This window comes from Nitrosopumilus oxyclinae (assembly GCF_013407165.1).
Taxonomy (GTDB): Archaea; Thermoproteota; Nitrososphaeria; order Nitrososphaerales; family Nitrosopumilaceae; genus Nitrosopumilus; species Nitrosopumilus oxyclinae.
In genome coordinates this window covers 376,131-389,989 of record NZ_CP026994.1, presented here as the reverse complement: position 1 = coordinate 389,989, position 13,859 = coordinate 376,131, and the positions used below count along the sequence as shown (strand labels likewise).

General features: G+C 35.2%; 18 protein-coding genes and 1 tRNA gene. 2 read left to right on the top strand and 17 right to left on the bottom strand.

From position 1 onward, the window contains the following. Nucleotides 1-31: 31 nt before the first annotated feature. Nucleotides 32-175 (bottom strand): hypothetical protein, encoded by a 144-nt coding sequence (locus C5F49_RS02270; protein ID WP_246275362.1) that lies wholly within the window; start codon nucleotides 173-175, stop codon nucleotides 32-34. Nucleotides 176-228: 53 nt separating this feature from the next. On the opposite strand from C5F49_RS02270, the gene C5F49_RS02265 reads away from it, so the two are divergent. Then, complete coding sequence (locus C5F49_RS02265; RefSeq protein ID WP_179363130.1) at nucleotides 229-1,197, top strand: 2-hydroxyacid dehydrogenase; 969 nt, start codon at nucleotides 229-231, stop codon at nucleotides 1,195-1,197. A 197-nt stretch (nucleotides 1,198-1,394) separates the two neighbouring features. Here C5F49_RS02265 and C5F49_RS02260 read toward each other — a convergent pair whose 3' ends face one another. Together C5F49_RS02260 and C5F49_RS02255 are read right to left on the bottom strand one after the other, a co-directional pair. Beyond that, on the bottom strand, nucleotides 1,395-1,769 hold the full coding sequence (locus tag C5F49_RS02260) for a ChuX/HutX family heme-like substrate-binding protein (protein WP_179363129.1): 375 nt from the start codon (nucleotides 1,767-1,769) through the stop codon (nucleotides 1,395-1,397). Between the two features lie 26 nt (nucleotides 1,770-1,795). Beyond that, nucleotides 1,796-2,077, bottom strand: a complete 282-nt coding sequence (locus C5F49_RS02255) for a hypothetical protein (protein ID WP_179363128.1) — start codon at nucleotides 2,075-2,077, stop codon at nucleotides 1,796-1,798. 88 nt (nucleotides 2,078-2,165) lie between these two features. Between C5F49_RS02255 and C5F49_RS02250 the strand changes: the two genes are divergently transcribed. Further along, on the top strand, nucleotides 2,166-3,473 hold the full coding sequence (locus C5F49_RS02250) for an NAD(P)/FAD-dependent oxidoreductase (RefSeq protein ID WP_179363127.1): 1,308 nt from the start codon (nucleotides 2,166-2,168) through the stop codon (nucleotides 3,471-3,473). A gap of 11 nt (nucleotides 3,474-3,484) precedes the next feature. Here C5F49_RS02250 and C5F49_RS02245 read toward each other — a convergent pair whose 3' ends face one another. From C5F49_RS02245 to ftsY, 14 genes are all read right to left on the bottom strand, one after another. Next, nucleotides 3,485-4,540, bottom strand: a complete 1,056-nt coding sequence (locus C5F49_RS02245; RefSeq protein ID WP_179363126.1) for a baeRF10 domain-containing protein — start codon at nucleotides 4,538-4,540, stop codon at nucleotides 3,485-3,487. 42 nt (nucleotides 4,541-4,582) lie between these two features. Continuing rightward, nucleotides 4,583-4,683, bottom strand: a tRNA-Ser gene (locus tag C5F49_RS02240). 59 nt (nucleotides 4,684-4,742) lie between these two features. Then, complete coding sequence (locus C5F49_RS02235) at nucleotides 4,743-5,195, bottom strand: hypothetical protein (protein WP_179363125.1); 453 nt, start codon at nucleotides 5,193-5,195, stop codon at nucleotides 4,743-4,745. A 26-nt stretch (nucleotides 5,196-5,221) separates the two neighbouring features. Further along, a complete protein-coding gene (locus C5F49_RS02230) occupies nucleotides 5,222-6,223 on the bottom strand; it encodes an RNA-guided pseudouridylation complex pseudouridine synthase subunit Cbf5 (RefSeq protein ID WP_179363124.1) in 1,002 nt (333 codons plus the stop codon). Further along, nucleotides 6,220-6,780 (bottom strand): cytidylate kinase-like family protein, encoded by a 561-nt coding sequence (locus tag C5F49_RS02225; RefSeq protein WP_179363123.1) that lies wholly within the window; start codon nucleotides 6,778-6,780, stop codon nucleotides 6,220-6,222. Before C5F49_RS02225 ends, C5F49_RS02230 begins: the two co-directional genes overlap by 4 nt. Beyond that, a complete protein-coding gene (locus C5F49_RS02220; protein WP_179363122.1) occupies nucleotides 6,777-7,406 on the bottom strand; it encodes an EMC3/TMCO1 family protein in 630 nt (209 codons plus the stop codon). Before C5F49_RS02220 ends, C5F49_RS02225 begins: the two co-directional genes overlap by 4 nt. A gap of 2 nt (nucleotides 7,407-7,408) precedes the next feature. Next, nucleotides 7,409-7,996 carry an adenylate kinase gene (locus tag C5F49_RS02215; RefSeq protein ID WP_246275404.1) on the bottom strand — a complete coding sequence of 196 codons (588 nt, stop codon included), beginning with the start codon at nucleotides 7,994-7,996 and terminating at the stop codon, nucleotides 7,409-7,411. Beyond that, a complete protein-coding gene (gene secY, locus C5F49_RS02210) occupies nucleotides 7,974-9,407 on the bottom strand; it encodes a preprotein translocase subunit SecY (protein ID WP_179363120.1) in 1,434 nt (477 codons plus the stop codon). The genes C5F49_RS02215 and secY overlap by 23 nt, the downstream gene beginning before the upstream one ends. Continuing rightward, on the bottom strand, nucleotides 9,400-9,825 hold the full coding sequence (locus C5F49_RS02205) for an uL15m family ribosomal protein (protein ID WP_179363119.1): 426 nt from the start codon (nucleotides 9,823-9,825) through the stop codon (nucleotides 9,400-9,402). Before C5F49_RS02205 ends, secY begins: the two co-directional genes overlap by 8 nt. A gap of 1 nt (nucleotide 9,826) precedes the next feature. Further along, nucleotides 9,827-10,294, bottom strand: a complete 468-nt coding sequence (locus C5F49_RS02200) for a 50S ribosomal protein L30 (RefSeq protein WP_179363118.1) — start codon at nucleotides 10,292-10,294, stop codon at nucleotides 9,827-9,829. 6 nt (nucleotides 10,295-10,300) lie between these two features. Then, the gene (locus tag C5F49_RS02195; RefSeq protein WP_179363117.1) at nucleotides 10,301-11,032 is read right to left on the bottom strand and encodes a 30S ribosomal protein S5; all 732 of its coding nucleotides are present in this window, start codon (nucleotides 11,030-11,032) and stop codon (nucleotides 10,301-10,303) included. A 2-nt stretch (nucleotides 11,033-11,034) separates the two neighbouring features. Next, nucleotides 11,035-11,517 carry a 50S ribosomal protein L18 gene (locus C5F49_RS02190; protein WP_179363116.1) on the bottom strand — a complete coding sequence of 161 codons (483 nt, stop codon included), beginning with the start codon at nucleotides 11,515-11,517 and terminating at the stop codon, nucleotides 11,035-11,037. Between the two features lie 36 nt (nucleotides 11,518-11,553). Beyond that, complete coding sequence (gene argF / locus C5F49_RS02185) at nucleotides 11,554-12,468, bottom strand: ornithine carbamoyltransferase (RefSeq protein WP_179363115.1); 915 nt, start codon at nucleotides 12,466-12,468, stop codon at nucleotides 11,554-11,556. Next, nucleotides 12,465-13,856: a signal recognition particle-docking protein FtsY gene (gene ftsY / locus C5F49_RS02180; RefSeq protein ID WP_179363114.1), complete on the bottom strand. Its 1,392-nt coding sequence runs from the start codon at nucleotides 13,854-13,856 to the stop codon at nucleotides 12,465-12,467. The genes argF and ftsY overlap by 4 nt, the downstream gene beginning before the upstream one ends. Nucleotides 13,857-13,859: the final 3 nt, after the last annotated feature.

Here is a 13,859-nt window from a genome sequence, read left to right as displayed (position 1 = left end):
TGAATTTTAATAGTAAGATGGTTCATTTCTTCTAACCTCCAGTGGCTGCATCAAACAATGCACATTCACATTTATCACGTTCACCACAATAAGGACATACACAAATACATTTTTCAATCGAATTTCCACATTCAACACAAATAGCAAATTCTTCCTCTTCAACGTTAGAAGCCACTACTAAAAGTACAAGGAAATCGTATAAATGGTTTGAGATGAATGTCAAGACTGATGAAAAAGAAAGTTTTCCTTACAAGGACTTTACATGATTTTGCACTAAAAGAGTTGAGAAAAAAATATCAAATTGAAATTCATTCAGGTCAAATCCCAATTCCACAAACTAAGCTACGATCAAAGATTAAAGATATTGACGGATTGATTTGTTTTCCATATGATAAAATCAACAAAGAGATGATTGATGAGGGTAAAAATCTCAAAGTTATCAGTACATACAGTGTAGGTTTTGATCATATAGATACTCTATACGCTAAAGAAAAGAAAATCCGCATAGGGTACACCCCAGAAGTTTTAACAGATGCGACAGCAGATTTAGCTTTTTCATTATTGCTTGATATTGCTAGAAGAACAACTGAAGGAGATAGAATCATCAGAGATGGCAGATGGAGAGAAATCTACGGTGCATATGATTATGTTGGTGTAGACCTTCAAGGAAAAACAATTGGGATTTTAGGTTTAGGTAGAATCGGCAGTACACTTGCAAAGCGAGCAAAGGCATTTGATATGAAAATAATATATCACAACAGAAAACATGCTTCAAAATCTAAAGAAAAATCCCTTGGTGCAAAATATGTCTCATTTGAAAAGCTAATCGCTGAGAGTGATTTTCTTTCAATACATGTGCCTCACACAAAAGAGACAGACAGATTGTTTGACATGAAAATTTTAAAAAAAATGAAAAAAACATCATTTCTAATCAACACATCAAGGGGAAAAGTAGTAAATGAGAAAGATCTTGCCACAGCATTAAAGAAAAAAATCATTTCAGGTGCAGGCTTGGATGTTTTTGAAAACGAACCAATCAAGAAAAACCACCCATTTGTAAAATTACCAAACATCATACTTGCCCCACACATAGGAAGCTCTACAAAAGAGACAAGGATGAAAATGGCTGAAATTACAGTAAAGAATTTGAATCTAGGAATTAATGGAAAAAAACCAATCTATTCAGTAGGATATTGATTTTCACGCATGAGTTGGCACCGAGTATAATGCGCAGTTTTTATATCTAAATTGCAATCTAAAATCAGAATGAAAAAATTCAAACATACGAATGAAGAATTAGAATTAGCAAAGGTTCAATCTGAAAAAGAAAAGAAAAGAAAAGAATCTGAAGAATAACATTTTTCCTCCTTGTCTTTTTCAGACAAGGGTTTTTTTTAAAATTTAATACTAGAAGAAAATTTTTGGTTTAGTTGATCATAGAGTTTTTTTCTTTCAGCAACCAATTGTTTTGAATCATCATACATCTTTGTAAAAAATGCTGCAAGAATACGTTCACCGCCTTCATCAAAGAATCTGACACTGAAACTAATTTTGTCAGGTTTCTGTTCTTGAATAAATTCTGCGGATTTTACTACCTCAGAGTTTAGATGCATGTGTGCTGGTCCGTCATTATCTCCAATAGTAATCCATTTGTCCTTTTGTCTAATACTAAGAGAATCACTTCGAATCTCACTTGTGGCGCCATTATTTTTTATGATAAGTAAAATATCATCAATTTTTATCAAATCAGATAATAATTCTAAAAGCATTACTAGTTCTATGAAAGTAAATTATTTCAATTTTTGGAACGATTCATGTCAATTTGGACAAAATCATCAGTATCACCATGAACACAATCAGTTCCAATTGCTTTTACTGGTTCAAAACTAATTTTTCCATCATGCATCTTACCTTCTTTTTGTAAAATGCCTATTTTACCAGATACAATGTGCTTGTGTTTTTGGCAAGTTACTCCAACCATATACTCATCAGAACTAGAAACAATCGATACGATAAAGTGAGGAGGATTAACGCATTGTTTTCCTTCTTCTGTTACTGAGCACTTGTCAGGTAGCATGGTTTGATTTAGAATTTTATTGGTTATTAATCTTGATTGTCATAGATTCAATTTATTATCAACTTGATCAAATTATAATTGAAAGTTATTGGCACATAGTTTTGATGTTATTATTATCGGAGGGGGAATTCTTGGAACTTCGATATCGTATTTTTTATCATCTCTAAATAAATCAAAAAAAATAGCAGTTATTGAACAAGCTCACAAGGTTGCTTTTCATACAAGTGGAAGAAATACTGGAAAAGTTCATGCTCCATATCTATACAATCCAATAAAGAAAAAATTATTTGCAAAATCAGCATTTCATGGTTATGAGATGTGGGAAACATATGCAAAACTAAAAAAATTACCATTCAAAAAAGATGGAGTAATCGAAGTTGCATTAGATGATAAAGGAATCAAGGTTCTTGAAAAATATCTAAAGTGGGGAAAAGAAAATGGTTTAGAAGATAGCGACATCGAACTATTAAACAAAGAAGAAATAAAAAAAACAGAGCCGGAAATTAAATGTGAATCTGCATTATGTGTTTACAAAGATGCATCTACAGATTATTCTTTATTTACAAATTCAATAATGAAAGACAGTGAAAAAAATGGTACAACACTTTTGCTTGATACGAGAGTTACAAAGATAAGAAAAGGAAAAGATAGATGGACAATTACAATAGATGGTGAACATGAAATTCATACAAAATTTCTAATCAATGCTGCAGGAGGAGAAGCAGTAGACATTGCACACAGTATGGGAGTTGCAAAAAAAGTTACAGATGTACATTTCAGAGGTGAGTATTGGAAAGTTCCCAAAGCATACAACAACCTTACAAAATCTAGCGTGTATTCAGTACCTGAATTTCCAGATTATCCATTCTTAGATCCACATTGGATTCTCAGAGTAGATGGCAGTTGTGAGATTGGTCCCAATGCAGTACCTGTATTCAGCCCATACGGATACGATAAGGTAGAAAACATCAAAGAATTCTTTCCAAAGATGCTAGAGATGTTAGGCTCTGGTGCAAGAAAAGCAATTTTTGATAAACAATTTCAAGAACTTGCAGTAAATGAAATACAATCATCCATGTCAAAAAGTGCAATGGTCAATAGAGTAAAAAAATTCTTGCCGAAAATAGATGCTGACAAAATAACTGAAAAAGGTACAGCAGGAATAAGATCTTCAATCATCGATGAGGGAGGGAAATTTGTGCCAGATGTAATTCAGATTGATGATGAAGCATCATTTCATATTTTAAATTATAATTCACCAGGGGCAACAGGTGCTTTGCCATTTGCTGCACACATTGTAAATCATCTACATGAGGAAGGATTCTTTCAATGTGAAGACACTGAAGCGCAATGCGGTCCTTGGAAGTTCAATGAAATAATCCAAAAAATACACTAGATTAATGAATTTTATTTTATTCTATATCTGAGAATTGCCAAAACAGAATTATCAATCTCTAATTTTTTAATGACATTTGGAGATACTGCAAATTCTATTTTGCAAGAAGTATTTTTTGCAAGTTCAAGCATTTTTACAATATTTTTGAATTGAGAATTGGTGTGATAATTGGCTGAAACTATCAAGATATCAACTGCTCCCTTTTCCAGTGCTTTGTAAATGACAGCATTTCTTTTTGCAGTTAGCCCATCCTTGACTAGAGTTTCATATTTTGCAAGCAACTCAACTACATGTTTTCTCCTATGCTGGTATAGATGATGGATAATTTTCTCATGGATTTCTTTAGACGGAGTTGAAAAAGACAGGTTTTCTACAAATCTGCATTTTTTCATTAATTCTGAATCAAGTTCATCGAAAAATTCTGTTTTTGCAGGACCAGAACCACCCAACAAAAGTAATTCTGAATTAGAATCCATTGTTTTAATTTTATTTGCAACTTTCTTAAAGAAAACATGAATTTTTGTTTGCCTTGCCCTCAAAAATCTCCCCTGACTTTGTCCTCCTTTTTTATGCCTACCCTGTAAATCAATTTTGAGTTTTGCTTCTTGTAAAATCTGACTGCCATGAAATTTTTGTATTCTTGCAGTCTTTTGATCAAGGGTTACTAACAAAACATCATAATTTGTTTTTAGAACATCATTGAATGGCTTGATGTATGGTTTTTTACTTTTCATGTAGATGTAAGGAAGTTTTTTTGATGTTCCAATCTCTTTAATTATTATTTTATCATTATTTACCCAACCAAAAATACAAAGAGTTTCTGCAAATTTTCCAAGTAATGATGGGTCCTTTTTTAATTCTAGAATTCTTTTCTCTATTTTAGATTCAATTCTCTCAACAGTTTCACTACGTTTGTTTTCTGTTAGTAAAGAAATTATTTCAGATCCCTTACCGTATGGATAATAGACAGACACACATGTAGAGTTGATTGATTTTATCTCATGAATAAACTGATTGATAGATATCCATTCAGTTGATGAGATTTCAGAAGATTCCAGAGTATTCAATGATTATTCGTAAAGGTGTTCATATAAAATTCAAATTAAAAATGGCGCCGGGAGGGAGATTTGAACTCCCGTTCCCTTGCGAGAACGCGCTTTATGGTTAATTATTTCCAGGCGCGCGCCCTACCAGGCTAGGCGACCCCGGCACTAGTCTTGCGACATTGATGTTCTGTAATTTGTGATTATAAATTATGTTACTGAGAAACTATTTCCAAATCGTAATAGTTGTGGATTTCTCTACATTATTTCCTTGATCGTCGATTCCTTTTGTGGATATTTTGTAAAGACCTTCCAAAGCTGTATCTCCATCATTTTTTATTTGATTCCATGAAAAAGAAACTTCATCACCAGGTTCTAAATTTGACATTCCTTGTTTCTCTGAAACTGCAGGTGAAAACATCAGAATTCCAGACAATCCAGTTATTCGAAGTCCATATGATGAATCAGAAAATAATAGTGGAACTGTTCCAGAGTTTACAATTCGAATAAGTATTGTCTCACCTTTTTTAAAATCAGATTTTTCAGTAACTATTGAAACTGAAGGCCCTTCAACAAAAACTAAATGACTTGTACTTTTAAAATCAACTAGATATATTCCAAAACCAAGACCTGCAACCACGCCAATTCCAATAAAGAGTACAAGGCTTTTTGCTAACAATTTCTTTTAAAATAATTCTTGATTTTTTAATCCTTTGGAGGTGTTGGTTTTGTTCTCCATTTTTTAGGATAAGTTTTAGGTGCCATGATAATTCTTTTTGTTTCAAATGCATATCCTTTAGTAGCATCTTTGATTTCCTCCTCAGACATTGTAGCTTCGGCCAAAGCTACGGCTTCACCTTTTTGTGTATAAACTCCAACGATATCGCCTTTTTTGAGATTTTGAGAGATTTGTAAAATTCCAGGAATTGCCAGTTGCGCACCATGACACATTGCATCAACTGCAGAATCTCTAACTACTACAGATTTTAATTCACTAAGAGCATATTCAACGGGTTTAATCATCTTCAAGAGTTTAGTATCGTCTTTTTTCTCCTCCCAGATTGCAAATGCATCTGCAAGTTCATGCAAAGTTACCAAACCATCACGCTCAGAGAATTGATCAACTCGAGTTCTTCTAAGCTCAACCATAGTTGCACCAGGGCCCAAAATTTCTCCGATATCATAGTATAGTTTTCTAATGTAAGTTCCAGCTTCGCATAAAATTCTAGTTAACAGTAATCTCTCTTTTTGTTCAATTATCTCAAATTCATAGATGGTTCTGGTTCTTGTTTGTCTCAATACTGCAGAACGTTGTGGAGGCTTTTGGAAAATCTCTCCTCTAAACATTTCAACAATTTCATTTAATTTTTCTTTTGATGGAAGAGAATGAACTCGTCCTAGTGCATGATACTCTTTAGGACCATACAGTAAAACTCCCAGTGCTTTTGTTGCCTCACCTAAACCTAAAGGTAAAACTCCAGAAACTTGAGGATCAAGTGTACCACTGTGACCAATCTTTGGAAGTTTTAAGAGTCGTTTTGTCCATGCAACAGTCTCATGACTTGTAGGACCAGGAGGTTTATCCAAAAGAATAATTCCGTAATTTAGTAATTGCTCAATTGATCTTTTATCATAATATGTTCCGTATGCATCATCAGTGATGTCTTGATCAATTTCTACAAGGTTTTGTAATTGTTTTAGCGTCATAGTAATTTTCTCACAGTTTCTTTAGTTACATCAATAACTTGTTTTGCTGTTAAATTATCCGTATTTATAATTAAATCAAATACTGATTTGTCTTCTCCGAAATCAAAATCATATAATTTCTTGTACAATGCTTTATTCCTATCAAATCTTTTTTTTGTAATCTCATATGCATCTTCTGGGCTCATACTATCCCTTGACTGCATTCTCTTAGTGCTGCTTTCATGAGAACCCTCAAGCCAAATTCTTATTCCATCTTTAATCAGCCAAGGCAAAGTGTAACTGGTAATTACCATTCCACCCTTGTCAAAAAAATCAATTAATTTTTCATCTAGTTTTTTATCAAATTCAGAATTTTCTTCGCGTTGTTTGAGAAACTTCATTCCCTCTTCTGTATCCCACCAATCATCACCTTTAGAATCAAATCCGTGTTCTTCTGCCATTTCTTTTAGGACATCGCCACCACTAAGATATTTTAATTGAAATTCTTCTGCTAATCCTTTAGCAACAGTTGTTTTGCCTACTGCGGGAGGACCAGAAATAACTATAGATTTGGTCAACTGAGATCCATAGATGTTTTGGTGAGTCTCATTATAATTCCACTAAATGCAATAGATGAAAGGAAATACCAAGCCCACAGATACAAAGCATTTTCTTTACCAAAACAATGATGTCCTTCTTCAAGTGCTTGTTCTGCAGTACATGTCAATTGGAACATGTCTCCAGGAATTACATTTAGAGGGATTGGGGAGAAAGCTACAGTGTATGAAAATAGTTGTGGCAATACTAGATAGAAGATCAAAATTAAAGGAACAAATGTAATCATCATTGGTCTCATATTCATCTGCATCATCTCCATTGACATTTTGTTCATGTATGATGATTTTTTTCCAAGTTCTGCAATCTTTGCTTGGTCTTTTGCCCTCATTGCAGCCATTCTTTCTTTTTGCCATCCACGAGTCTCTTTCATAATTCGTTTTAGTTTTACTTGGTCTACCATTTTCTTTCTGACTGCTGCATTGAAGATGTTCAATAAGATACCAAATCCAGATACTGCAAACATTGAGAGAATCACTCCTTTGATAATAGGATCATCACTGCCCAAAGCTCCTCTTTCACCGCCGAGGAAGTCTGGCATCTGGAGATGTATTACATCGATAAAGAGTAGAATAAAGTTGAAATCCATTTTTACAGTCCTATTGCATTAATGATTTTATCAGCCGCCTCATCAACCTTTCCCTCACCATTTAGAATATGCTTAACAGGTGAGCCTGAAATTACTGAGCAGGCTGAAATCATACCTGATTGAGCATCTAACTCCTTCTTAATGTTGGCCAAAGTGATTTTATCCCTATTTCGAGTATCATCTTTCATTCGTCTATTGTAAATTTCTTCAGGTTTTGCAGAAACTGAGACAAAGTTTGTAGGTTTTATAATTTTGAGAACGTGTTCAGGTAAACCAGGATAGTATCCTTCTGAAGAACTGATGAATGCATGTGTATCAATAATTACGACATCTTCATCATGTAAGGCAATTTTTTCTGCTGCAAGTTTTTGTAGTTTTTGTTGTTCAGATACAGATAGTTTTCGTAACTCATCTCTATCTTTAATGCCATTTTCTTTTGCAAGCTCAAACATCAAAGTTCCAAAACTAATAACGCAGACACTTTTTTTATGATTTTTTATTATTTTCTCCATGTTAGTTAGCAATGTGGTTTTCCCAACACCCGGGATTCCTACCATTACAACTTTTTTATTTTCTGCCAAGTAAAGCACCCAAACGCGGCATGACGACTTCAACTTGTTCTCGGACTAACTGTGTGTAATAGTTGATGAGAATATCGACCATAAGTAAAATACCGATTCCAGAACCAAAGACGCCAAGGACATCTGATACTCCGGCTAATCCACCCAAAATTGCAGAACCAATGATGGTAACTGATGGGATGTATTTGTTTAGTAATGCTTCAACTGGTGCATTTGATCTTCTAAATCCAGGAATTTGCACATCTGCATCAAGTAAGTTTTGAGCCGCACTCTTTGGTGACAAACCACCAAGCTCGACCCACAATCTACCGAACACAATTACAATTCCAATCATAAACAGAACATAACCTACTGCACGCATTGGATCTAATGCTGCAACATCCAAACCTCTTGGCGGAGTGATGTAGTAAATGATACCTCCAACTGGAGTGTTAGGACTAGTAGGATCAAATTGTGCGACAAAGTTCATGAAGAAATTATTGTTACGCGGGTTCATGTTTGCCCACAGCATCTGGAAGATGAAAACTGCGTTTGCAGTAAGTGCTGATGCTAAAATTACTGGAATGTTTGAAACGTACATTAACTTGATAGGATAAACTGCTGAAAATCCTCTGTATTTTGTAGAGACAATTGGAATTTCAATTTTGATTCCTTGAGTAAATACAAGCACTAGCAATACTCCTGCGGTAAGGAACAATCCAAAGATACTCGGCAATTGATTTGAACGGAAGAAGACATTTTCAATATTTCCACTGCCAGTCAAAGATTCGATAAGATATGGAATAATACCAATCATTCCTCCATCTCCAGCAGGCAACGGACTGAACATACTCCAAAGAATTTGCTGAGCTACACCTGCCATAATGAACAGACTGATTCCACTTCCTAATCCCCATCCTTTCTGAATTAGTTCATCGAGGAACATGATGATAATCGACGCTGCCATCAGCTGCCCTATCAGGACATACATGACATATGGCTCTGTAACTCCAGGACCGTATACTGCAATAGCGTATACAATTGATTCAGCAACAATTACGACATATGTTACAAGTTTAGTTGCAGTCTGAAAGATTCCTCTCTCTTCTGGTTTTTTGAAATCAAATTTTAGAATGTCTGAACCTCTCAACAATTGCATCAAGAGTCCAGCTGTAACTATCGGCCCTATACCCAGTTCAACTAGGGTTCCTTGTTGTGATGCAAAAATAACTCTAGCAAAGGCTAGGAAATCAAATTGAGGTGCAGTTGCTCCAAATAGTGGAGTCTGACCCATTATCATGTAGATAAGTAATGCAATTCCACACCAGAGTAGCCTTACCTGTAGTGGAATTTTCTTTTTAGGTTTTGGAACTTGTGGTAAATATGGTTCTGCTTTGAAAACGATTTTTCGAATAGTTGCAGTGAGTGTACCCTCAGCCATTTTCAGTTAACACTTCTCCCCCAACAGCTTTTAGTTTTTCTTCAGCAGATGCAGTAAATTGTTCAACTTTGACGGAATAAGCATTTGTTATCTTTCCGCCACCGAGGAGTTTTTTGTACCCTGCATTTGCAAGGTCTACAATTTTTTTGCCTCCTTCTTCTTTACCGAATTTTATGAACAGGTCATCTAGATCTCTAAGACTTGCCCAGTTTTTGATAATATTTGGGTGAGGTGTTTTAGGTATATCATGGCCATAATGATCTTGGTCTTCTTTAATCATAGTACTTCTATGATGTTTTTTCATACCAGTAATTCCAAGACCACCTTTGTGACCACTTGCACGGTGTTGACCTACTTGTCCCCATCCCATGTGTCGTCCGCCTCTAAGTCGTCTTGTTTTTCTTAATCTAGTTGCCATGTTAAATCATTCTCCTTACTATAGTGTCAAGTTCTTTATTTTGTCCAAGAACACCTTTTTGTCCATAAAGTTTCTTTGTACTTTTTTTGAATCCGTGAACAGGTGGTGCTAAAGCAAACCAAGGTTTGAGTGGTTTTAATTTTGATAATGTTGCTTTACCTTCAGCCAATGCTGCTCCAAGTTCTTTAGTACTTGCAAATCCTAATTCTTTCAAATCTTCATCAGTTACTTTTTGATAACCACCTTTTCTTGCTTTCTTGTCTAGCAACTCAGTTGCTAAAGATGCATCAATTTCAACCCAAGAAACATAGTGTTGTACTTTTCTAAGCATTCCCAAAGTATTGTCTTTGGCAGGAAGAATAGTTGCACGATATTTTTTGTCTAATTTCAACAAAGTCATAGTGGTGGTTGCCCAGTATGGACAATCTGCTTGACCTTTTATTCTAACAACAAGATATGCATTTACCATAATTTATCAACCCTGACTAAATGTCTGTCTTAGACAATCCAATACGGCTTTAGAAGTTGAGTTCATAGTTGGAGTAGAACCTTTAGCAGTGGTCCATGCATCTTTGAGACCGGCTAATTCCAATAATCGTTTAATTTTACCTCCTGCGACAAGACCTAATCCTCTAGGTGCAGGAATAATTTCTATAGTAACACTTCCACCTTTACCCTTTACTTTGAATGGTACAGAATGTTTTTGATCACATCTGCATTCCCAACTGCCACATCCCATTTTGATTGGTTGTATGTTTAGGAAAGCTTGACTGGTTGCTTTTTCAATTGCAATTCTCATTTGTTTTGATTTACCTTGACCAATTCCCAAATATCCATTCTCATTACCTGTTGCAACAATTGCTTTGAATCTAGTTGATTGACCGTTTGAAGTCATTTTTTGAATGATACCTACATCTACTACTTCACTTTTCAAGTCAGGTAATAGTTTCTTGATAATTCCAGATTCTTGAATACGTAATCCAGATTCAATAATTTCTTCTAATGATGATATTTCTCCAGATGAAACTTTTTGTCCCAAAATAGTTTTTGGTACCCAAACTTCTTCTTCTGGTTCTCTTCTTGGTCTTCTTGGACGGTCTCCACCTTTAGCTCCACCTGGTGGTCCTCTACCATAAACTGGTGGACCTCTACCTCGTCCTCCTTGTCCTGGTTTTTGTCCTGGTTTAGTTTGTGATGCTTGACTCATTTCTATTTGACCTCGCTATCAATTGCGGATTTTATTTTTGAAACTTCATTTTTTACTGTCAAGTGATCACCATTAATTCTCTCCTCAGTTGGAAATCTTGCAGGATCTGCTGGGACTTCAAGGCCTGCATCAATTATTCCTTTAAGGGATGCTGCCATTCTTTGAGTAAATCTTCTAGTTCCAGTATACATGATTGCACCCTTTGCACCTTTTCCTAATGCTTTCTTTCCTGCCAAATATCCAGTTAGATATGCTGCAGGAATACTTTTTCTAGAACCTTTCCAACCTTTTTCAATTAGATATCTAGAATGAGCAGAGGCGACAACTTTGTCACCAGTCATGCCAGGTGTTAGAATTTGGACTTGGGTATTTTCATTAGTAATATTTACAGTGATAAAATCTCGTTTTCCCATCAACATGGTTCCACGTTTTTTATAATTGGTCTTTTCCTCTCTTAAACGTCTCAATATTTTCGAATAAGCCATCTATAGAGACCGAGTTTGAATCTGCTCTTATATACGTTAAGCGTGAATTAGAGCAGCTAGCAAAGATTTCTGTGTATGTAAACGATTTTCTGCCTCATCCCAAACAACTGATTGCGGACCGTCAATTACAGATGCAGTAACTTCTTGTCCCCTCTTTGCTGGAAGACAATGTAAAAAGATCGCATCTTTTTTTGCAGACTTCATTAGTTTGTCATTGACTTGATACTTTGGTAAGAATTTTTGTAATCTTTTTTTATCTAGATTATGAATCGATGAAAAAGTATCTGCAACTATAACATCTGCATTTTTAGATGCAGTGTAGGGATCAGTTGTTAGCTCAACGGTAGTTGATTTTTTTGCTTGAGTCACTACAGTTTTGTTTGGTTCAAACCCTTTCGGAGTTGCAATAGATATTTTTGCACCAGCTAGTGCTGCACCGTAAATCATAGAGTTGCATACATTGTTTCCATCACCAATCCAGGCAATTTTTAATCCCTTTAGTTTTTTCTTTTTCTCTTTAATCGTCATAAAGTCTGCCAAGATTTGGCAAGGATGAAAAGTATCAGAGAGACCGTTAATCACAGGTACACTTGCATGTTCAGATAATGTTTCAAGTAATTTATGATCATATACACGTGCCATAATACAGTTTGAGTAACGTGAAAGAGTTTTTGCAGTGTCTTCAATTGATTCTCCACGAGAGAGTTGCATTTCATTAGATGATAGATTAACTGCATGTCCGCCCAACTGATACATTCCTATCTCAAAACTAACACGTGTACGTGTAGATGGCTTTTGGAAGATCATTGTCAGTGTTTTATTTTTTAGAACAGGTTTGTTTCCACCTTTCTTGAGTTCTTTTTTTAGTTTGATTGATTCATCAATTAGTCCTACAAATTCCTTTGAGGATAGTTCCGCTAAAGTGAGTAAATTTTTTGTTTTTAATTTCATTTCTTAAAGAACCCGAACCTACCTTTCTTCTTTTTAGGTTCTTCCTTATCATGTTTTTGTATCTCTTCTTCATCTGTTGTGTCATGTTGATCATCTTTTGTTGCTCCAGGTTCAGGTCTGCCATCTTTAATCCATTTACGAATCTTGTTTCCTAAACTGATTGCGTCGTTGTCATTTTCAGGTGGAGGGATATCAAATAGATCAGAATATGTTGCAATGTCTTCGTCTTTGATTCCATCAAATGGATCATCAGAGTTTGATTGTACTTCTGGTGTTGGTTCTGGTGTTGGTTCTGGTGTTGGTTCTGGTGTTGGTTCTGGTGTTGGTTCTGGTGTTGGTTCTGGTGTTGGTTCTGGTGTTGGTTCTGGTGTTGGTTCTGGTGTTGGTTCTGGTGTTGGTTCTGGTGTTGGTTCTGGTGTTGGTTCTGGTGTTGGTTCTGGTGTTGGTTCTGGTTCAGATTCTTTCTTCAAATCAACATTTTCTAATGAACCAAAAACAGTTTCTAGAAAAGTTTCCTTATCAAATGGTTTTAGATCAGAATATTCTTGACCAACTCCCACATAGAGAACTGGGGTAGTAGTTACTTTTACAATAGATAGCGCAGCGCCACCTCGTGCATCTGCATCACTCTTTGTTAAAATTGAACCATCAAAATGAACATGTTCAAAGAATTCACGTGCTTGGTTTACTGTATCATTTCCAGCCAATGAATCACCTACAAAAATTTTCATGTCAGGATTTACTACTTTGGTAATTTTTTCAATCTGTTGCATCAAGTTTTCACTTGTTTGCATTCGTCCTGCAGTATCAATTAGCACAACATCTGTCTTGTGAGATTTTGCATACAGTACTGCATCACGTGCTACAGCTGCAGGATCTGAATTGTAATTTTGTGCAACAAGTTTCAAGTTTAGACGATTTGCATGTTCACGTAATTGTTCAATTGCACCTGCTCTAAATGTGTCAGCTGCTGCAATCACTACAGAATATTTTGCTTCTTTTAGCAAGTATGCAAGTTTTGCAAGTGAAGTGGTTTTACCAGTACCGTTAATTCCTACAAATAGAATCAAGAAAGGCTCTCCCTTACTCTTTTTTTCATTTATTTTTTCAAAAATATCATACTCTCCAGCAGCATCAAAGAGCGTAGAGATACTTGAAATCAAACTATCTTTGACAAATTTTTCTATTTCATGTTTATCAACTTTGGATCCAATTAGTTTTTCTTTAAGATCAGCTTTGATTGAATCAATAACTTCAGTTGCAACATCAGATTCTAAAAGAGATATTTCTAATTCAAATAAAATATCTTCAATATCTTTTTCATTAAGTTCTTTTTCCCCTAAGCTTTTTGCAGCATTAGAGAATGCACTTCGGAGTTTATCAAACATAGT

What these genes read in the sequence shown, in the direction of transcription:
- C5F49_RS02230 (WP_179363124.1), bottom strand. Translation starts at nt 6,223, where the DNA reads ATGACGCTAAAACAATTACAAAACCTTGTAGAAATTGATCAAGACATC.
- C5F49_RS02190 (WP_179363116.1), bottom strand. Translation starts at nt 11,517, where the DNA reads ATGGCTTATTCGAAAATATTGAGACGTTTAAGAGAGGAAAAGACCAAT.
- secY (WP_179363120.1), bottom strand. Translation starts at nt 9,407, where the DNA reads ATGGCTGAGGGTACACTCACTGCAACTATTCGAAAAATCGTTTTCAAA.
- C5F49_RS02200 (WP_179363118.1), bottom strand. Translation starts at nt 10,294, where the DNA reads ATGGTAAATGCATATCTTGTTGTTAGAATAAAAGGTCAAGCAGATTGT.
- argF (WP_179363115.1), bottom strand. Translation starts at nt 12,468, where the DNA reads ATGAAATTAAAAACAAAAAATTTACTCACTTTAGCGGAACTATCCTCA.
- C5F49_RS02265 (WP_179363130.1), top strand. Translation starts at nt 229, where the DNA reads ATGAAAAAGAAAGTTTTCCTTACAAGGACTTTACATGATTTTGCACTA.
- C5F49_RS02260 (WP_179363129.1), bottom strand. Translation starts at nt 1,769, where the DNA reads ATGCTTTTAGAATTATTATCTGATTTGATAAAAATTGATGATATTTTA.
- C5F49_RS02220 (WP_179363122.1), bottom strand. Translation starts at nt 7,406, where the DNA reads ATGGATTTCAACTTTATTCTACTCTTTATCGATGTAATACATCTCCAG.
- C5F49_RS02255 (WP_179363128.1), bottom strand. Translation starts at nt 2,077, where the DNA reads ATGCTACCTGACAAGTGCTCAGTAACAGAAGAAGGAAAACAATGCGTT.
- ftsY (WP_179363114.1), bottom strand. Translation starts at nt 13,856, where the DNA reads ATGTTTGATAAACTCCGAAGTGCATTCTCTAATGCTGCAAAAAGCTTA.
- C5F49_RS02205 (WP_179363119.1), bottom strand. Translation starts at nt 9,825, where the DNA reads ATGGCAACTAGATTAAGAAAAACAAGACGACTTAGAGGCGGACGACAC.
- C5F49_RS02195 (WP_179363117.1), bottom strand. Translation starts at nt 11,032, where the DNA reads ATGAGTCAAGCATCACAAACTAAACCAGGACAAAAACCAGGACAAGGA.